This is a genomic window from Arthrobacter melezitosi (assembly GCF_054511055.1).
Genome location: NZ_JBTNDJ010000006.1, coordinates 100216 through 117414, shown reverse-complemented (window position 1 = coordinate 117414; position 17199 = coordinate 100216). Strand labels below are relative to the sequence as shown.

At 69.9% G+C, this 17199-nt stretch carries 19 protein-coding genes; 3 read left to right on the top strand and 16 right to left on the bottom strand.

Annotation, left to right across the window (positions count from 1 at the left end; genetic code table 11):
- Positions 1-140: 140 nt before the first annotated feature.
- The 10 genes from ACX80W_RS09010 to ACX80W_RS08965 form a co-directional block, all read right to left on the bottom strand.
- Positions 141-1022, bottom strand: a complete 882-nt coding sequence (locus ACX80W_RS09010; protein ID WP_459282435.1) for a GNAT family N-acetyltransferase — start codon at positions 1020-1022, stop codon at positions 141-143.
- Positions 997-2163 carry a flavodoxin-dependent (E)-4-hydroxy-3-methylbut-2-enyl-diphosphate synthase gene (gene ispG / locus ACX80W_RS09005; protein WP_459282433.1) on the bottom strand — a complete coding sequence of 389 codons (1167 nt, stop codon included), beginning with the start codon at positions 2161-2163 and terminating at the stop codon, positions 997-999. The genes ACX80W_RS09010 and ispG overlap by 26 nt, the downstream gene beginning before the upstream one ends.
- Before the next feature lie 100 nt (positions 2164-2263).
- Complete coding sequence (locus ACX80W_RS09000) at positions 2264-2554, bottom strand: YciI family protein (protein ID WP_459282431.1); 291 nt, start codon at positions 2552-2554, stop codon at positions 2264-2266.
- 17 nt (positions 2555-2571) lie between these two features.
- Positions 2572-3039 (bottom strand): hypothetical protein, encoded by a 468-nt coding sequence (locus ACX80W_RS08995; RefSeq protein WP_459282429.1) that lies wholly within the window; start codon positions 3037-3039, stop codon positions 2572-2574.
- Complete coding sequence (locus ACX80W_RS08990; RefSeq protein ID WP_459282427.1) at positions 3039-3659, bottom strand: MarR family transcriptional regulator; 621 nt, start codon at positions 3657-3659, stop codon at positions 3039-3041. Before ACX80W_RS08990 ends, ACX80W_RS08995 begins: the two co-directional genes overlap by 1 nt.
- Before the next feature lie 65 nt (positions 3660-3724).
- On the bottom strand, positions 3725-5071 hold the full coding sequence (locus ACX80W_RS08985; RefSeq protein ID WP_459282425.1) for a M50 family metallopeptidase: 1347 nt from the start codon (positions 5069-5071) through the stop codon (positions 3725-3727).
- 26 nt (positions 5072-5097) lie between these two features.
- Positions 5098-6393 (bottom strand): 1-deoxy-D-xylulose-5-phosphate reductoisomerase, encoded by a 1296-nt coding sequence (dxr, locus tag ACX80W_RS08980; protein ID WP_459282423.1) that lies wholly within the window; start codon positions 6391-6393, stop codon positions 5098-5100.
- Positions 6394-6447: 54 nt separating this feature from the next.
- Positions 6448-7122: an SDR family oxidoreductase gene (locus ACX80W_RS08975; protein ID WP_459282421.1), complete on the bottom strand. Its 675-nt coding sequence runs from the start codon at positions 7120-7122 to the stop codon at positions 6448-6450.
- Positions 7123-7186: 64 nt separating this feature from the next.
- Positions 7187-7627: a MarR family winged helix-turn-helix transcriptional regulator gene (locus ACX80W_RS08970; protein WP_459282419.1), complete on the bottom strand. Its 441-nt coding sequence runs from the start codon at positions 7625-7627 to the stop codon at positions 7187-7189.
- Positions 7624-8004, bottom strand: a complete 381-nt coding sequence (locus ACX80W_RS08965; protein ID WP_459282417.1) for a hypothetical protein — start codon at positions 8002-8004, stop codon at positions 7624-7626. The genes ACX80W_RS08970 and ACX80W_RS08965 overlap by 4 nt, the downstream gene beginning before the upstream one ends.
- Before the next feature lie 157 nt (positions 8005-8161).
- Here ACX80W_RS08965 and ACX80W_RS08960 point away from each other — a divergent pair, with 157 nt between their 5' ends.
- The 3 genes from ACX80W_RS08960 to ACX80W_RS08950 all read left to right on the top strand — a co-directional run bounded on the left by ACX80W_RS08960 (position 8162) and on the right by ACX80W_RS08950 (position 10886).
- Positions 8162-9484 carry an HNH endonuclease signature motif containing protein gene (locus ACX80W_RS08960; RefSeq protein ID WP_459282415.1) on the top strand — a complete coding sequence of 441 codons (1323 nt, stop codon included), beginning with the start codon at positions 8162-8164 and terminating at the stop codon, positions 9482-9484.
- 260 nt (positions 9485-9744) lie between these two features.
- Positions 9745-10053 carry a hypothetical protein gene (locus ACX80W_RS08955; RefSeq protein ID WP_459282413.1) on the top strand — a complete coding sequence of 103 codons (309 nt, stop codon included), beginning with the start codon at positions 9745-9747 and terminating at the stop codon, positions 10051-10053.
- Complete coding sequence (locus tag ACX80W_RS08950) at positions 10044-10886, top strand: HTTM domain-containing protein (protein ID WP_459282411.1); 843 nt, start codon at positions 10044-10046, stop codon at positions 10884-10886. The genes ACX80W_RS08955 and ACX80W_RS08950 overlap by 10 nt, the downstream gene beginning before the upstream one ends.
- Positions 10887-11002: 116 nt before the next feature.
- On the opposite strand, the gene ACX80W_RS08945 is transcribed toward ACX80W_RS08950, so the two are convergent.
- The 6 genes from ACX80W_RS08945 to ACX80W_RS08920 are packed head-to-tail and all read right to left on the bottom strand — an operon-like array spanning position 11003 to position 17194.
- Positions 11003-11824 (bottom strand): HpcH/HpaI aldolase/citrate lyase family protein, encoded by an 822-nt coding sequence (locus tag ACX80W_RS08945; RefSeq protein ID WP_459282409.1) that lies wholly within the window; start codon positions 11822-11824, stop codon positions 11003-11005.
- A complete protein-coding gene (locus ACX80W_RS08940) occupies positions 11821-12393 on the bottom strand; it encodes a MaoC family dehydratase (RefSeq protein ID WP_459282408.1) in 573 nt (190 codons plus the stop codon). Before ACX80W_RS08940 ends, ACX80W_RS08945 begins: the two co-directional genes overlap by 4 nt.
- Positions 12386-13039 (bottom strand): CoA transferase subunit B, encoded by a 654-nt coding sequence (locus tag ACX80W_RS08935; RefSeq protein WP_459282406.1) that lies wholly within the window; start codon positions 13037-13039, stop codon positions 12386-12388. Before ACX80W_RS08935 ends, ACX80W_RS08940 begins: the two co-directional genes overlap by 8 nt.
- 4 nt (positions 13040-13043) lie before the next feature.
- A complete protein-coding gene (locus ACX80W_RS08930; protein WP_459282404.1) occupies positions 13044-13826 on the bottom strand; it encodes a CoA transferase subunit A in 783 nt (260 codons plus the stop codon).
- 30 nt (positions 13827-13856) lie between these two features.
- Positions 13857-15029, bottom strand: a complete 1173-nt coding sequence (locus tag ACX80W_RS08925; protein ID WP_459282403.1) for an acyl-CoA dehydrogenase family protein — start codon at positions 15027-15029, stop codon at positions 13857-13859.
- Entirely contained in the window at positions 15026-17194 is a 2169-nt protein-coding gene (locus ACX80W_RS08920) for an acetyl/propionyl/methylcrotonyl-CoA carboxylase subunit alpha (protein WP_459282402.1), read from the bottom strand. The genes ACX80W_RS08925 and ACX80W_RS08920 overlap by 4 nt, the downstream gene beginning before the upstream one ends.
- Between the last annotated feature and the right edge of the window lie 5 nt (positions 17195-17199).

The following is a 17199-nucleotide window of genomic DNA, read 5'->3' as shown; positions in this document are numbered from 1 at the left end:
GTTTCTTCGAGACAGGCCCCGACCGGGCGGGGAACAACAGGTACCAATCTATCGGCATCCGTGCTCCATCAACGACAGCCGCCGCAACCGCGGCCCCGCCGCTCCGGCGGTGGAGGGGCCGGCGTGCAGGAGGGCAGGTGTTAGAGAAGAACCGTGGCGAAGGTTCCGGCCTCGGTGAACCCGACCCGGCGGTAGGAGGCGATGGCGCGGGCGTTGTAGGAGTTGACGTAGAGGCTCACCGTTGGCGCGAGGGCGCGGGCCGCCACGGCGACGGCGGCCATGTACCCGGCGCTCAGTCCCCGGCCGCGGTAGTCGGGGTTCATCCAGACGCCCTGGACCTGGACGGCCTGGGATGAGACGGTGCCGAGTTCCGCCTTGAAGATCACGGCTCCGTCGTCCGCGAAGGCGGCCAGGGAGTGCTTCCGTCTGATCAGGGAGGCGACGCGGCGCCGGTAGTGTTCGGTGCCGCCGATGTAGGGCGAATAGCCGACCTCCTCCTCGAACATGGCGGCGCAGGCCGGCAGCAGGACGTCGAGTTCGTCGGGGCGGGTGAAGCGCAGTCCTTCCGCCGGCTCCACGGCGGGATCGGAGTCCAGGGTGAGCAGCGGCTGGACCGGGCGCAGGTCGAAGGGCTCCGAGGCATAGTCCTGGAGGGTCGACCAGACCGACAGGACGCCGGCGGCGGGCCCGAAGATCGAGGAGAAGCTGCGGCCCGAACGGCCCAGGTGCTCTCCGAACTCGGCGCCGGTCTCCCCGGTGACGCCGACCGGGATGAGGTTCACGCCGGCCCAGCAGGCGCACTCGAGTTCCCCGCTGCGGTACATTCCCACGATGTGGCCGCCCATGGCCGAGCCCGCGGCGCTTCCGGTGCCCTCGAGGTGCGCCGCGAGGAACACGTTGGCCACCGGGTCGCGGTTGACGAGGTCCCACAGGGCCGCGGTGTCCTGCTGTTCGAGAACGCGGAAGGACCAGGGCCCGACCGGGTCGGCCGGAGCCTTAGCTAACGGTAACCACGGGGCCACCCGGGACAGCATTCTCGCCATCGGTCTCCCCCATCTCCTCCGCGATCCGCATTGCCTCTTCGATGAGCGTTTCGACGATCTGGTCCTCGGGCACGGTCTTGATCACTTCACCGCGGACGAAGATCTGCCCCTTGCCGTTGCCGGAGGCCACGCCGAGGTCCGCCTCGCGGGCCTCCCCCGGGCCGTTCACGACGCAGCCCATCACCGCCACGCGCAGGGGGACCTCCATGCCTTCGAGCCCGGCGGTAACCTGGTCGGCGAGGGTGTAGACGTCGACCTGGGCGCGGCCGCAGGAGGGGCAGGAGACGATTTCAAGCTTCCGCGGCCGGAGGTTCAGCGACTGCAGGATCTGCGCGCCGACCTTGACCTCCTCCACCGGCGGGGCCGACAGGGACACCCGGATCGTGTCGCCGATGCCCTTGGAGAGCAGGGCCCCGAACGCCGTGGCGGACTTGATGGTGCCCTGGAAGGCGGGCCCGGCCTCGGTGACGCCGAGGTGCAGCGGCCAGTCGCCGCGTTCGGCGAGCAGCTCGTAGGCCCGCACCATGACCACCGGGTCGTTGTGCTTGACCGAGATCTTGAAGTCGTGGAAGTCGTGTTCCTCGAACAGTGAGGCTTCCCAGACGGCGGACTCCACGAGGGCTTCGGGGGTGGCCTTGCCGTACTTCTCCATCAGGCGCGGATCGAGGGAGCCCGCGTTGACGCCGATGCGGATGGAGGTGCCGGCGGCCTTGGCCGCGGCGGCGATCTCCTTCACCTGGTCGTCGAACTTGCGGATGTTGCCCGGGTTCACGCGGACGGCGGCGCAGCCGGCGTCGATCGCGGCGAAGACGTACTTCGGCTGGAAGTGGATATCGGCGATCACCGGGATCTGCGACTTCTTGGCGATGATCGGCAGCGCGGCGGCGTCGTCGGCGGAGGGGCAGGCCACCCGCACGATGTCGCAGCCCGTGGCCGTCAGTTCGGCGATCTGCTGCAGGGTCGCGTTGATGTCGGTGGTCGGCGTCGTCGTCATCGACTGGATGCTGATCGGGGAATCCGAGCCCACCCCGACCGAACCGACCTTGATCTGGCGGGTCTTGCGCCGCGGGGCGAGTACGGGCGGGGGTGCTGCTGGCATTCCAAGGCTGACCGAAGTCAAAACATCCTCCAGGTGGCGGCATTCACCGCGTGGCAGTCCGATTTTCCTGATCCCATTATCCACCCCTGCGGATACGGTTCTCCTAGTTGAAGGACGAAGGTCACACGTACTTGGCGAGGGCGCCGATCACGGGGGTCCACTCGGTGGTCTTCACGGCGGAGATCGCCTGCGCCCGGGTGAAGGGGTCCTCCCGCACCAGCTGGTGCAGTTCGTCCTCGGACTCGGCGGCGAAGATCAGCAGGGCGCCGGTGCCGTCGGCGAAGGGGCCCGAGGTCAGGAGCCGGCCCTGCTCGACGAGGCGGGCCAGCCACTCGCGGTGCGCTGGGCGGTGCTCGTCCCGAAGGGCTGACTGGTCCGGACTGTAGACATACTCGACTGCGAAGACACTCATAAAGCCACCCTACGTGATCAGATCAGGTAATTTGCCGCAAGCGAGGCTACCCCGGCGGCCCACAGCATCGAGGTCAGGGTGCCGATGATGAAGCGTTCGGCGGCCGCCGGGGTTTCCTTCAGTTCTGCGTACCGGCCAAGGCCCTTGATCGCCACGACATAGGCGATGGCCACCGGCTCCCCGGTGAGGATGGCGGTCGCGACGGCGAGCCGTTCGAGCACGCCGATGACCAGCCCGCCGCGGAGGACCCCCGCGGGAAGCTCCGGGGGCGGCGGGGCGGGCGCGGAGCCGGCCTCCTGCTCCCAGGGGTTGGGCCGGGGCGGAGCCGGAAAGGCCAGCTGGGGCTGGTCGGCCGGCTCGGGGCCCGCTTCATTGAGGCGTTCCTGCGCATCGACGGTGCGGGCCAGGCGGAGCACCAGGGTGGTCACGGGCCAGCCGAGCCCTCCGGCAGCGAGCAGGGTCAGAGCGATCCAGGCCAGCTCCATCAGCGGTCCCCTTCCGCGGGCAGGGCGGGGACGCCCGTGTCGGCCCACCGCAGCAGCAGCGCCGCCGCAGGGCGCGCGGCCCATTCCTCGGTCCACGCCGAGCGCGCGACCGCCTTGCTCACCGACTGCGGGGCGATGCCGAGCTCGCGGGCGGCGGCCGTCTGGCTACCCCACCGGCCCGGTTCGAGCCGGTCCAGGATGCGCCACTCGGCCGGGGTGCGGTGCATGACATGGCGTCCGACCAGGGTCAGCACCCCCTCGGCTTCGGCGGCCCCGGGCGGCCCTTCGACGGCCAGCGGGGCGCGGTCGCCGGTCTTCTTGGCCCGCTCGACGGCGGTACGCGCCGCCACGAAGGCGCTGCCGCGCCCCTCGCGGGGGCTGGCCGGCAGCGGCCGGTCGATGTCACCAATCCCCAGGCCCACGTACCACCCGCCCTGGCGCAGGCACAGGAGCGCCGCCTCGACCGCCGCCTCCGCGGAGGCGAGGATGCCCTGCGCCTCGTCACCGACCGAGCGTTCGAAGGGCGTGGCGACGTCGACGCCGCGGAGCAGCTCAAGGAGGTCCGGGACGCGGTCGATGTCGTGCTGGCTGCCGGCCTGGTCGATGGTGAGTACGAACACGCACGTGAGCCTATAAGGGTGAAACCCAACTTTCAACCGCATTAGGGTTCAAATGAATTTACACCCTAGCCGAACAGGGCCACCGGCTTCACGATGTCGGCGTAGATGAGCAGGATTCCCATGCCCATCAGGAGAACGGCGACGGCGTAGGTCAGCGGCAGCAGCTTGGCCATGTCGAACGGCCCCGGATCGGGGCGGCGGAAGATGCGGGCCACAGTGCGCCGCAGCCCCTCCCACAGGGCACCGGCCACGTGCCCGCCGTCGAGCGGGAGAAGGGGAATGAGGTTGAAGACGAAGAGCGCGAGGTTGACCCCGGCCACCAGCCCGACGAGCGTCGCCGCCCGGGCCTTCAAGGGAATCTCCTCCATGGCGGAGACCTCACCGGCCAGCCGGCCGACGCCGACGACGCTGATCGGCCCCTCGGGGTCGCGGGGTGCGTCGGAGAAGGCGGCCTTGCCGACATCGACAACGCGCTGGGGCAGGTTCAGCACCACTCCGGTGACGCGCGCCAGGGAGTCCCCCACTGCGGGCAGGACCTCACTCGCCGGCTGCGGCACCAGTTCCTGTTGGGAGCCGACGCCGATGAACCCGACCTCCTGGGTGACCGGGGTACCGTCGGCGTTGAGCCGGGGTTGGCCGTCGGGCCCCGCCACGGGCCGCTCGGTGAGCAGCGGGGTGATCGTGGAGTTCCGGGTGCCGCCGTCGCGCACATAGCCGATGGGAACGCTGCGCCCGGCGGCGTCGCGGATCCAGTCCGAGAGCTGGTCCCAGCTCTCGACGTCGCGGCCGTCGAAGGTGACGACGCGGTCCCCGGGCTGCAGTCCCGCCTCGAAGGCGGGGGCGGCGGGATCGCCCGCGGCGCAGTCGGTCTGGCCGGTCTCCGCCTGCCGCTCGGCCGGAACCACGCACTTGTAGACCTCGGCGACGGTCGTCGTCGCCTGCGCCGTGCCGAAGCCCATGATGAGCACGGCGAACAGCACGACGCCGATCAGCAGGTTCATCAGGGGCCCGCCGAGCATGATGATGATGCGCTTGTAGATCGGCAGCTTGTAGAAGACCCGCTTGTCGTCGCCGGGCTGGAGCTGCACGGCGGCGGCCTGGCGTGCCTCGTTGGTCAGCTGCTGGAACACGCCGGTGCCGGACTGGCGGGCCGCGCCCGCGTCGTCCGTCGGCCCGGGCGGGAACATGCCGATCATCGAAATGTAGCCGCCGGCGGGAATGGCCTTCAGCCCGTACTCCGTTTCGCCCCTGCGGCGCGACCAGAGAGTGGGGCCGAACCCCACCATGTACTGGGTGACACGGACCTTGAACAGCTTCGCCGGCACCAGGTGCCCCACCTCGTGGAGCGCGATTGAGGCACCGATGCCCACCACGACGAAAAGCACTCCAAGGATGAAGAGCAGAATAGACAAGACGTTTCCTTCGATTTCGTGTGCCGTCAGGGCGTTGCGCCGCGCGCCGGCGGGCGCCCGGTATCGGCCTCACCGGCGGGGGTTTCCTGCACTCCACAACGGGCGCGGGCGGCGGCGCGTGCCCGTTGTTCGGCGTCGAGCACGTCCTCAAGGGTGACGGCGCCGGTGCCGGCGCCGCCCGCTGCGGCACCTGGCGAGCCAGTGCCACCGAGCTCGGCGAGAACCGCCGTAACCGTCCCGACGATGTCGGTGAAGCCGATGGCGCCCGCGTGGAAGGCCTCGACGGCCTCCTCGTTGGCGGCATTGAACACGGCCATCGAGGTTCCTCCGGCCGCGGCGGCGGCCTTCGCCAGGCGCACGGCGGGGAAGGCCTCCTCATCGAGCGGTTCGAAGGTCCAGGTCGCTGCCGTGCTCCAGTCGCACGCCGCGGCGGAACCCGGCACACGGTAGGGCCAGCCGATGCCGAGCGCGATGGGCAGGCGCATGTCGGGCGGCGAGGCCTGGGCGATGGTCGAGCCGTCCACGAACTGGACCATCGAGTGGATGACCGACTGGGGGTGCACCACGACGTCGATCCGCTCCAGCGGGATGTCGAAGAGCAGGTGCGCCTCGATGACCTCGAGGGCCTTGTTGACCATCGTGGCGGAGTTGGTGGTGACCACCCTGCCCATGGTCCAGGTGGGGTGGGCGAGCGCCTGGGCGGGGGTGACGGCGGTGAGGTCGGAGGCGGACATGCCGCGGAAGGGCCCGCCGGAGGCGGTGAGCACCAGCCGCTCCACCTCGTCCGGGAGGCCGGACCGGAGGGCCTGCGCGAGCGCCGAGTGCTCGGAGTCGACAGGCACGAGCTGCCCGGGCGCCGCGGCGTCCTTCACGAGCTGGCCTCCCACGATCAGCGATTCCTTATTGGCCAGGGCGAGCAGGTGCCCCGCCTTCAGTGCCGCGAGGGTGGGCGCCAGTCCGATCGACCCGGTGATGCCGTTGAGGACGACGTCGGCCTCCGGCCAGGCGGCCAGGCGCTGCGCGGCGTCCGGTCCGGCGACGATCTGCGGGGCGTACCCGTGCACGCCGGCGGCGTCCGCTGCCTTGCCGATGGCACGCTCAAGGTCGCTTTCGCTGCAGAGCGCAGCACCGACGGCGGCCGCGCGGGTTGCCACCGCCTGCTGTGCCAGCATTGCGGGATTGCGGCCCCCGGCGGCGAGCGCGGCGACACTGAACCGGTCCGGAGCCTGCGCGATCACCTCGAGCGCCTGGGTGCCGATCGACCCGGTGGAGCCCAGCAGGACGACGCGGCGGTGGCCGCGCGGAAGGTCGGTGAAGTCCATGGCTTCAGTATCCCGCACCGCGCGCCGTCAGCAGAAACGATCGGGCCGCCGGTGCTAGGCGAGCGCGGTGACGGCGTCGCGCACGGTTTCCTCCCCCGAGGTGAGTTCGAGGACGGCCGAGCGGCCGGTGTTGGCGACCAGCAGCGCGGCGAGGACGGAGGCGACGTCGGCGCGGGGAACGGTGCCGAAGCCCGTCTTGGCGGCGAGCTTCACCCGCCCGGTCCCGGGTTCGTCGGTCAATCCGCCCGGGCGCACGATCGTCCAGTTCAGGTGCTTCCGGGACTGCAGGTCCTGCTCCGCGGCGCGTTTGGCCACCAGGTAGGCGTAGAACACGTCGTCCATGCCGTCGGGCCGGGCGCCGCCGTCCACGGAGTCGGCCCCCATTGAGGAGATCTGGACGAAGCGTCCCACTCCGGCGAGTTCGGCGGCGTCGGCGAGGAGCACCGAGGCGGCGCGGTCGACGGTGTCCTTGCGGCCGGCACCGCTGCCCGGGCCTGCTCCGGCGGCGAAGACGACGGCATCGGCCTGGGCGGCGGAGAGGATGTCGGCCACCTGCCGGGCGGTGGCCGCCTCCAGGTCGAGGACCACCGGGTCGGCGCCGTCCTGCGTCAGGTCGGCGGCGTGGTCGGGGTTGCGGATCAACCCCGTGACGCTGTGGCCCTGTGCCACGAGTCGGCGGGTCAGTTCACGGGCGATCTTTCCATGGGCTCCTGCGATCACTGTTCTCATACCGGGCACAACGGTTGTGGCTCACGGCACATTCCCCCGCCCGCCCTGCGGACCAACAGCGGGGTCAGTCTTCCAATGCGTGGGACCGGGTGATCAGGTCCGTCATCGCCTGGTGGAAATCCCGGCGCCTGTGCTCGCTCCAGCCCTCGGTGAGGCGCTCGAAAACGCGTTCCTGCCACTCATGGGCCTGTTCCAGGAGGGCGTGCCCGCTTGGAGTGACGGTCACCTGGCGCCGGCGGCCGTCCGTCGTCGGTGCCTGGACGGCGAGGTACCCGGCCTCCGCTGCGCTTCCCACAAGTCGGGACGCTCCGCTCTGGTCGATGCCGATCTCACGGGCGATGGCGTTGACCGTTGGAGCGGATCCCCCTCGGACCAGGGAGTGGACCGCTTCGGTCACGAGCACGTGCCTTCCTCGCTCGGCGACCGCCTGGCCGCCCGGTGAGGACCGTCGGGACCAGTGCCGGACGAACTCGAACAGGACCTGTCCCGGCCCCGGGGCGCTCATTCGGTGGCGCCCATCTCGCGGCAGATCGCAGCCAGTTCCAGGGCCGCCTTCAGGTCGGGCAGCCGGAGGGCTGCTGTCACCTTCCCGCCGCGAACCCGGAAGACGGTAGCCACCCGGGTCGGGGATGCGCTCTCCGGCCAGGTGGCGTCCTCCTCGACGACCATCAGGTGCTCATCGATCGGATGCCACGAGCGTGGGACCAGCCGAATCTGCGACCGCTGCACCCACCCTGCGAACTCCTCCGGGGTGATGGCGGCTGCGCCCCGTGGGCCGAGGACGACGATCGGGTCACCGACGGCCCGCGCCGACCGCTCCGGGGAGCCTTCGTTGACGCTTTCGTGCCACTCGGAGATTGCTGTCTCAAGTGCTGAATCCATAACCCAATTATATGCGATATGCATACATAGATCGATTGCAGGTTCCCGCTACTGCCGGCCGGCGGCCGTAACAGCCGGAGGAGGGTCTCCCGATTCCGGGGCCCACCGCTGTTCACCGGCCGCCAGGAATGTCAGTGGCGGGTGACACAGTGGGGTTATGGAAGCAACGGCGAAGGCGCCCACGCCCCGGGGAAATGCACCCCGGCCAGGGGTCAGCGGTGCGATTGCGTTGCTCTCCCCCGAAGAACTCGATGGGCCCGGGCTTGTTGCGGCCCTGGGGTACCTTGAGTCACTGATCAGTTGGGCGCACGCCGGCCAGGCGCGGATCCTGCACCTGCTCGAACAGAACTTCCTCGACGCCGCCGCCCGGAATCCCGTCCCGGCAGCGATCGAAGCCGGCGGAACCGTGGGGGCCGCCCTGCGCCGGCTGGATGAGGATCTCGCGACAAGCCTTGCGGCCACCGAGGCGGCCTGCGCGCTCCGCATCCCTGAACGTACGGCCCTGGGAAAGCTGCGGACCGCCCGTCTCCTGTGCGAGGACTTTCCGGCAACCCTCACGGCCCTGCGCGACGGACAGCTCAATCACCGGCAGGCACAGACGATCGTTGACGAGGCACTCCTCCTGCCGGCGGGGGCCCGGACCGGTTTCGAGGAGCACCTCCTTGCCGGGGCACCCACCCAGACAACGGCAGAACTGGCCCGCACCAGCCGGCGCGAGAGGGAGAAGCATCACCCCGAGACGATCCTGCAGCGCGCACGGAAGGCAGCGTCCGACCGCAGGGTTTCCCTTGCGCCCGATCTCGACGGAATGTGCTGGTTCTCCGCCTACCTGCCCGCGGACGCGGCGACGGCCGCCTATCACCGCCTCACCTCACTGGCGAAGGCGGTGCAGGGGCCGAACGAGCCGCGGACCCTGACGCAGCTGCGGGCGGACGTTTTCGCCGATCTCCTGACCAGGACGGGCTCCCCGGCGGGTGGGCCCGACCATGCCGCGTCAGCCGATGTCCTGATCACCATGGATGTCTCCACCCTCCTCGGCGTCACCGACCATCCCGCCGAGCTCGAGGGATACGGGCCCATCTCCCCGGAAACAGCGAGGGAGCTCGCGGCCCTGTCCGGCAGCTTCCTCCCTCTGCTGACCTCCGAGGGCCGGAACGTGCTCGCCCTGGGCCGGAAGGTCCGGCTGCCGTCGACGACGCTGCGGCGGTGGCTCCGGTACCGCGACGCGACCTGCCGCTTCCCCGGGTGTGGCCGCTCGGCGGCGCACTCCGAGATCGACCACAGCATTCCCTGGTCGAGGGGCGGTCCGACCGACCACGGGAACCTCGCCCATCTCTGCCGCAAGCACCACATGTACAAGTCGGTCACCTGCTGGAACCTGCTGGAGAACGACTGCGGCACCCTGAAATGGAAATCACCCACCGGCCGCCACTACACCACGGCGCCACCGGGACAGCTGGCCGAGCCGCCCCCGTTCTGAGCGTCGCAGCACGCGTCGCGGTATGCACTCCCGGATCCGCCGCCAACCCCACGACGGCACACACCCGCTCATCCCCCGCCAACCCCACCACGGAACGCATAATGGTCGATATGTCGATGGGGGACGCGGCCGTGCCGCCGCACCAGCCTGGCTCGGAGGACGAGCAGGGGCCCCGGCACGGGCCCGGGCAGCGAAGCGGGCCCGTGCCACAAGGGGAACCTGGAGGTCGGCGGCTCCTGGGAGCCCGGCGCCTGCCGGGCGTGGCGGAGCGCGCCATCGCCCTCGCGATCCTGCTGCAGGTTGCCGTGCCTGCCGTCGCACTGTTCGGTGACCTGCCGACCCGCTTTGGTTTCCAGATGTACTCCGCGCAGGGCGGCGTCGTCGTCGAGGCGCTCGACGACGACGGGAAGCCGGTCGAGGTTGATCTCTCCCGGATCCTCCCTGGTGCGCTCCGGGCCGAACTTGACTGGACGAAGGTGCTGCCGGAGGAAATCTGCGCGGCCGAACCGCACGCCGCACGGGTCACCGTGACCCAATCCGGGCGGGAGCGAACCCTTCGATGCGCCTGACGGAGATCGAGGTCGACGCCCGGCCGATCGCCCTGGCCCGTATCGGGCTGGGCATAGCAACCCTTTTGAACACCGGGGAGATGTTCGCCCTGCTGCGCTCCGTCGCCGACGGCCGGCTCGCGCTGCCGGTCCACGGGGCTATTCCCTCCCCGACGTCCGGAGGGGTTCTCCTCTATACGGTGCTCGCGGGGGCCGCAGCGGTGGCCCTGATCTTGGGATGGCGGGCTTCCGGAGCCGCGGCCCTGTCGACGGCCCTGAATATCTGGGTGTTCCTCTGGGACCAGCAGACCTACAGTGGCCACCGCTTCCTTGCCACGCTTCTGGTGGCCTACCTGATCTTCGCCCGGTCGGACCGGGCGTTGTCATTGCCGCGGTGGTTCAGGTCGCGGGTGGCGGCCTCATCGGCACCGGAGCCCCCGGCTGGGTCGCAGCCCGGGCAGGTTCCGTGGTGGCCGCAACTCCTGATGATGACCCAGCTCTCCGTCTGCTACTTCTTTGCGGCGGTCAGCAAGCTCAACACCGAATACCTCTCGGGCGCGCCGCTCGCGCAGTGGATCTGGCTCCCGATGCCCTGGTGGCTGTTCACCCTGACCGCATGCGCCAGCATCGCGGTCGAACTCATTCTCGCTGTGGGTCTGTGGCGTCGATCCACCCGACGGGAAGCGGCGGTACTCGGTACCCTGCTGCATCTGTCGATTCTGGTCCTCATGAAGGAGCAGACCCTGCCGCTGATTGCGTTCGCCCTCACGTGCCTGTCGTTGTACGGCTTGTTTTTCCACCGTCCGCCGCTCCCAGCCGGACGCAGCCGTGCGGGTTCGAGCCACTACGCCTGAGCGCAGGGTGGTGGCTTCGGAACCTGCGCCGGGACGCCGGACCAGGGCGAACCTCTATGAGGAGGCTCCACCGGCGTCGGGCTGACTGGACGTTCCGCAGACTCAGCCCCGGAATGTCAGTCGCGCGCCCGCGCGAGCACCTGTTCGGCGTGCCGCAGGATCGGGCCGTCGATCATGCGCCCCTGGTACTGGAAGACGCCGCCCCGGCCCGCGGCCTCCCGCAGCAGCTCGCGGGCCTGCTCGACCTCCTTCTCGTTCGGCGCATAGGCACGGCGTACCGGCTCGGCCTGGCTGGGGTGGATGCAGGCCTTGGCGAAGAAACCCGATGCCGCCGCGTCCTCGGCCTCCGCCGCGAGACCGTCGAGATCGGGGATGTCCAGGTACACGGCGTCGATGGCGGGAATTCCGGCGGCACCCGCCGCGAGGAGCACCTGCGAGCGCGCGTGGGCGGCCACTCCGCGGTAGGCGCCATCCCTGCCGCGGCTCGAGGTCCCGCCGAGCGAGGCGACGAGGTCCTCGGCGCCCCACATCAACGCCGAGACGTTGGGCTGGATCGCAATGTGCGGCGCCTTGAGGATTCCCGCGGCCGTCTCGCACAGCGCGATCACGTCATAGGACGGCAGGTGCAGGCCGACGTCGCGGAGGTCGCCGCCCGAACCGGCCTTGGCGAGCATGATCGTGCGGTAGGAGGTGCGGCGCAGCGCCGCACAGTCACGCAGGAAGTCCCCCGTCGGCACCGGGTTGATGCGCACGATCGTGCGCTCCGGATCCAGCGCACTGTCGACGAGCGCTTCCCGCGCGGCTTCCTTGTTCTCCGGCGCGACGGCGTCTTCGAGGTCGAGGATGACGGCGTCGGCCCGCTCCGCGGCCTTGCGGTACCGTTCCGGCCGGTCCGCCGGACAGAACAGCAGCGACGGGCCCATCGTGAAACCACTCATGAGTCCTCCCCTTCAGGTTCGAGCGGCTCAGGGCGTGCAGCCTCATGATCTGCCGCCTCATGGCCGGCCTTCGACCACATCAGCACCGAACGCTCCGCGGACGCCACGACCACGCCGTCCTGGTTCCGGCCGGTGTGCACCATGGTGACGATGCCCTGCCCGGGGCGGGAGGATGATTCCCGCACCCCGGTGATCTCCGTTTCGGTGTACAGGGTGTCGCCATGGAAGAGCGGATGGGGAAACCGGATGTCCGTCAGCCCAAGCTGCGCCACGATGGTGCCCTGGGTGAGCTGGCTGACCGACTGGCCCACGAGCGTTGCCAGGGTCAGCATCGAGTTGACGAGCCGCTGCCCGAAGGGCTGGCCCTGCGACCAGGCGGCGTCAAGGTGAAGGCCCTGCGTGTTCATCGTCAGGGTCGTGAAGAGCACGTTGTCGGCCTCGGTCAGGGTGCGGCCGGGGCGGTGCGCGTACCTCACCCCGGTCCTCAGCTCATCGAAGTACAGCCCCCGCTGGATAACCACCCCGCCCTGCGTCGGCTCCTGCAGCCCACCCATCGACGCCTCACCCATCGATGCGGACCTCAAGGGGAGCACCGGTCCGAGCGATCACTTCCTCAACGCCCACCCCCGGTGCCGTCTCCCGCAGCACAAGCGTTCCGCCGCCGCGCGTGGGGTCGACGTCGATCACTGCGAGGTCGGTGATGATCCGGTCGACGCAGCCCCTGCCCGTCAGCGGCAGCGAACAGCGTTCGACGATCTTCGGGTTCCCGGCGCGGTCGACGTGCTCCATCATCACGATCAGCCGCTTGGCGCCGAACACCAGGTCCATCGCGCCGCCCATGCCCTTGACCATCTTTCCGGGGATCACCCAGTTGGCAAGGTCTCCATTGGCTGCGACCTCCATGGCGCCGAGCACCGCAAGGTCGACGTGCCCTCCGCGGACCATGCCGAAGGACGCCGAGGAGTCGAAGAAGGACGCCCCGGCATTGGCCGTGACCGTCTCCTTGCCCGCGTTGATGAGGTCCGGATCGAGCCGGTCCTCGGTCGGATACGGCCCGACGCCGAGGATGCCGTTCTCCGAGTGCAGCACGACCTCGACTGAATCGGGGATGTAGTTGGGGATCAGCGTCGGCATGCCAATGCCGAGGTTGACGTACTGGCCGTTCTCGAGCTCCTGGGCCACCCGGGCCGCGAGTTCGTTCCGTGACAGTGCCATAACCTCAGGCCTCCTTCGCTGGAGTTGGTTCGGTGGCGGTCAGCGACACCGTGCGCTTCTCGATCCGCTTTTCGACGTCGGGGGCGTGGACGACCCTCTGCACGAAGATCCCGGGCAGGTGGATGTGTTCGGGATCGAGCTCGCCCGGCTCCACCAGCTCCTCCACCTCGGCGATGGTGATCCGGCCGGCCTGGGCGCACAGCGGGTTGAAGTTCATCGCCGTCGCGTGGAAGACGAGGTTGCCGTGGCGGTCTCCCTTCCAGGCGTGGACCAGCGCGAAGTCGGGGCGCACCGACTCCTCGAGCACGTACTCGACGCCGTCGAAGGTGCGCACCTCCTTCGGCTTCGAGGACACGAGCACGTTCCCCTCGGCGTCGTACTTCTGCGGCAGCCCGCCCTCGCTCACCAGCGTGCCGACCCCGGCGGTGGTGTAGAACGCGGGGATGCCGGCGCCGCCGGCGCGCAGCTTCTCGGCGAGCGTGCCCTGGGGGGTCAGCTCGACCTCGAGTTCACCCGACAGGTACTGGCGGGCGAACTCCTTGTTCTCCCCCACGTAGGAGCTGATGGTGCGGCGGATCCGGTGGTCCATCAGCAGGACCCCGAGCCCCCACTCGTCGACCCCGCAGTTGTTGCTGATGGTCTCCAGGTTCCCGGTCCCCTGCGCATGCAGGGCGTCGATCAGCACCGAGGGAATCCCGCACAGGCCGAACCCGCCGACGGCGAGGCTTGCGCCGTCGGGGATGTCGGCGACGGCCTCCGCCGCGCTTGCCACAACTTTGTCGATCACTGCGTCTCCTTCAACTCCGTTGTTGGCAGGTTACAGGCCCAGCTCGCGCGCGATCAGCATCAGCTGAACCTCGGTGGTGCCCTCGCCGATTTCGAGGATCTTCGAATCCCGGTAGTGCCGGGAGACGGTGAACTCGTTGATGAAACCGTACCCGCCGAAGATCTGGGTTGCGTCCCGCGCATTGTCCATCGCGGCCTCACCCGCGACCAGCTTGGCGATTGAGGCCTGGGTCTTGAACGGCTTCCCGGCGAGCATCCGGGAGGCGGCGTCGTAGTAGGCGAGGCGCGCGGTGTGCGCGCGGGCCTGCATGCGGGCGATCTTGAACTGGATGGACTGGTAGGACCCGATGTTCGTCCCGAACGCCTGGCGTTCCTTGGCGTACTTCAGCGACTGCTCGACACACCCCTGGGCCGCCCCGGTGGCAAGTGCCGCGATGGCGATCCGGCCCTCGTCGAGGATCTGCAGGAAGTTCGCGTAGCCCCGGCCGCGGGTGCCCAGCAGGTTCGCCTCGGGTACCCGCACATCGCGCAGGGTCAGCGGGTGGGTGTCGGAGGCGTTCCAGCCGACCTTGTTGTAGGCCTTCTCGGCGGTGAAGCCCGGGGTGTCCGAGGGCACGAGGATTGTCGAGATCTCCTTCTTCACCGTGCCGTCGGGGCCCTCGGAGGTACCGGTCACCGCGGTGACGGTGACCAGGCTGGTGATGTCGGTCCCCGAGTTGGTGATGAACTCCTTGGTGCCGTTGATGACCCATTCGCGGCCGTTGGGACCGTCCTCGAGCCGGGCGGTGGTGCGGGTGCCGGAGGCGTCCGATCCGGCCTCGGATTCGGTCAGGCCGAACCCGCCCAGCGCCTTGCCGGAGGCCAGGGACGGCAGCCACTGCTGCTTCTGTTCCTCGGTGCCGAACCTGAACACCGGCATGGCGCCGAGCGAGACCCCCGCCTCCAGGGTGATGGCCACCGACTGGTCGACCCGGGCGAGCTGCTCGAGCGCGAGGCACAGCGCGAAGTAGTCCCCGCCCATTCCGCCGTACTCCTCGGGAAACGGCAGGCCGAACAGGCCCATGTCCGCCATCTGCTTGACGACGTCGTAGGGGAAGCTGTGCTCCTCGTCGTGCTTGGCGGAGACCGGCGCGACGACCTCGTCGGCGAATTCACGCACAGTGTCCACGAGGTCCTGGTATTCCTCGGTCAGTTCAAAGTTCATCGTGCTGATACTTCCTTCGCTGTTGGTTCCTGCGCTGGTGTTTCCGGGCCGGCCGCTTCGAACCCGGCACGGTCGGCTGCCTCGATGTGGATGCTGGCGACGACCTGGTCGGCCTTCACGAGGTCGCCGGGTTTCAGGGTGAGGTGGACGGTGCCGGCGACCGCGGCGCGGAGCTGGTGCTCCATCTTCATCGCCTCGACGGCGAGGAGCACCTGGCCCTCCTCGACGGCGTCGCCGTCCTCGACCGACACCGACACGACGGTGCCGGGCATGGGGCTGCGGACGAGCGGATCGGCGGTTCCGGCGGCGCGTGCCACCAGCGCGAGCTGGGCCTGCAGGCGGGCGCTCCGGCTGAGCCTGCGCACCGCAACCGACCAGCCGTCCTCCCCCAGCCAGGACACGCCGCCGGCGTGCACCACCGCGGCCCCGGTACGCAGCCCGTCGACGACGGCGCCTCCTGCGGCATCGAGCCGGACGGTCATTTCCTGCCCGCCGTCGACGGAGACCGTGAAGGTCCCGTCGGGTCCTCCGGCGGAGTCCGGCAGGACCGCGATCTCCCGGATGTCGTTCGGTCCAACCTCCAGGTGCACCCGGCGGGGCTTTGCTCCGCCGAGGCGGAAGCCGTCCCGGCGCTGCCAGGGCCGGAGTTCGGTCCGCGCGCCGACCTCACCCGCATGCGGCGCACCGGCCCAGCCGTCGGGCCGTCCGGCCACGTCGGCGGGCGGATCGGACGCGAGCATCCCGGCGGCGAGGACGGCCAGTTCGGCGTCGGTGACGGTCCGAAAGGCGAGCTCGGGCAGTTTGCGCTCGATCAGGGTGGTGTCGAGCCGGGCGGCCCGGACGTCGTCGTCCTCGATCAGCAGGCGCAGGTATTCGAGGTTCGTGTCGATGCCAAGCACCACGGTGGAGGCGAGCGCCGCGTCGAGCCGCTCAAGGGCCTCGGCGCGGTCGGCGCCCCAGGCGATCACCTTGGAGAGCATCGGATCGTAGGCGGCGGGGATCGCCAGGCCGGGCAGGAGCGAGCTGTCCACCCGGATGCCCTCACCCGCCGGTTCCGCCAGGCGCAGCACGGTCCCCGAGGAGGGCAGGAACCCGGCCTCCGGGTTCTCCGCGTAGACGCGCGCCTCGACGGCGTGCCCGGTGAGCACGACGTCGTCCTGCCCGAAGGTGAGCGCCTCCCCTCCGGCGATGCGCACCTGCCACTCGACGAGGTCGACGCCGGTGACCAGTTCGGTCACCGGGTGCTCCACCTGCAGGCGCGTGTTCATCTCCATGAAGAAGAACTCATCCGGTGAGGCGTCCGAGACGAGGAACTCGACGGTGCCCGCCCCGGTGTAGTCCACGCTGCGGGCGGCATTGCAGGCCGCCTCGCCGATGCGGGCGCGGGTGGCCTCGGTGAGCAGGGCCGACGGCGCCTCCTCGATGACCTTCTGGTGCCGGCGCTGCAGGGAGCACTCGCGCTCCCCCAGATGGACGACGTTTCCATGCGAATCGGCCAGCACCTGGACCTCGATGTGGCGCGGGGTGGGGATGAGCCGTTCGAGGAACAGGGTGTCGTCGCCGAACGCGGAGGCGGCAACGCGCCGGGCGGTCAGCAGCACCGCCGGCAGGTCCTCCGGCTCGTACACGGCGTGCATCCCCTTGCCGCCGCCGCCGGCCGAGGGCTTGATGAGCAGCGGGTAGCCGATGTGTTCGGCCGCCTCGATCAGCTGTTTATCCGTCAACCCCGGCTCGGCGAGCCCCGGGACGACGGGCACGCCGTGACCGGCCACGTGGTTCTTCGAGCGGATCTTGTCACCCATGACATTCAGGGCGTGCACTCCGGGGCCGATGAAGACGATGCCCTCCTCGGCGAGCGCCCGGGCGAACCCGGCGTTTTCGCTGAGGAACCCGTAGCCGGGGTGGACCGCCTCGGCTCCGGTCCGGCGGCAGGCGGCGAGGATCGCCTCGGCGTTGAGGTAGCTTTCGGCGGCGGAGGCGGGGCCGATCCGCACCGCGGTATCGGCCTCCCGGACGTGGCGGGCCCCGGCGTCGGCGTCGCTGTAGACGGCGACGGAGCGGATGCCCAGGGAGCGCAGGGTGCGGATGACGCGGCAGGCGATCTCGCCGCGGTTGGCGACGAGCACAGTCGTGAAGGGCGGCCGCTGGGGGGCTGGTGGAGTCATGGTTC

Excerpts from the sequence above, each read along its gene's own strand:
- ACX80W_RS09000 (WP_459282431.1), bottom strand. The coding sequence starts at position 2,554 with ATGAGTGTCTTCGCAGTCGAGTATGTCTACAGTCCGGACCAGTCAGCC.
- ACX80W_RS08935 (WP_459282406.1), bottom strand. The coding sequence starts at position 13,039 with ATGGCACTGTCACGGAACGAACTCGCGGCCCGGGTGGCCCAGGAGCTC.
- dxr (WP_459282423.1), bottom strand. The coding sequence starts at position 6,393 with ATGGACTTCACCGACCTTCCGCGCGGCCACCGCCGCGTCGTCCTGCTG.
- ACX80W_RS08975 (WP_459282421.1), bottom strand. The coding sequence starts at position 7,122 with ATGAGAACAGTGATCGCAGGAGCCCATGGAAAGATCGCCCGTGAACTG.
- ACX80W_RS08995 (WP_459282429.1), bottom strand. The coding sequence starts at position 3,039 with ATGGAGCTGGCCTGGATCGCTCTGACCCTGCTCGCTGCCGGAGGGCTC.
- ACX80W_RS08950 (WP_459282411.1), top strand. The coding sequence starts at position 10,044 with ATGCGCCTGACGGAGATCGAGGTCGACGCCCGGCCGATCGCCCTGGCC.
- ACX80W_RS08920 (WP_459282402.1), bottom strand. The coding sequence starts at position 17,194 with ATGACTCCACCAGCCCCCCAGCGGCCGCCCTTCACGACTGTGCTCGTC.
- ACX80W_RS08965 (WP_459282417.1), bottom strand. The coding sequence starts at position 8,004 with ATGGATTCAGCACTTGAGACAGCAATCTCCGAGTGGCACGAAAGCGTC.
- ACX80W_RS08960 (WP_459282415.1), top strand. The coding sequence starts at position 8,162 with ATGGAAGCAACGGCGAAGGCGCCCACGCCCCGGGGAAATGCACCCCGG.
- ACX80W_RS08940 (WP_459282408.1), bottom strand. The coding sequence starts at position 12,393 with ATGGGTGAGGCGTCGATGGGTGGGCTGCAGGAGCCGACGCAGGGCGGG.
- ACX80W_RS08925 (WP_459282403.1), bottom strand. The coding sequence starts at position 15,029 with ATGAACTTTGAACTGACCGAGGAATACCAGGACCTCGTGGACACTGTG.
- ACX80W_RS08970 (WP_459282419.1), bottom strand. The coding sequence starts at position 7,627 with ATGAGCGCCCCGGGGCCGGGACAGGTCCTGTTCGAGTTCGTCCGGCAC.
- ACX80W_RS08945 (WP_459282409.1), bottom strand. The coding sequence starts at position 11,824 with ATGAGTGGTTTCACGATGGGCCCGTCGCTGCTGTTCTGTCCGGCGGAC.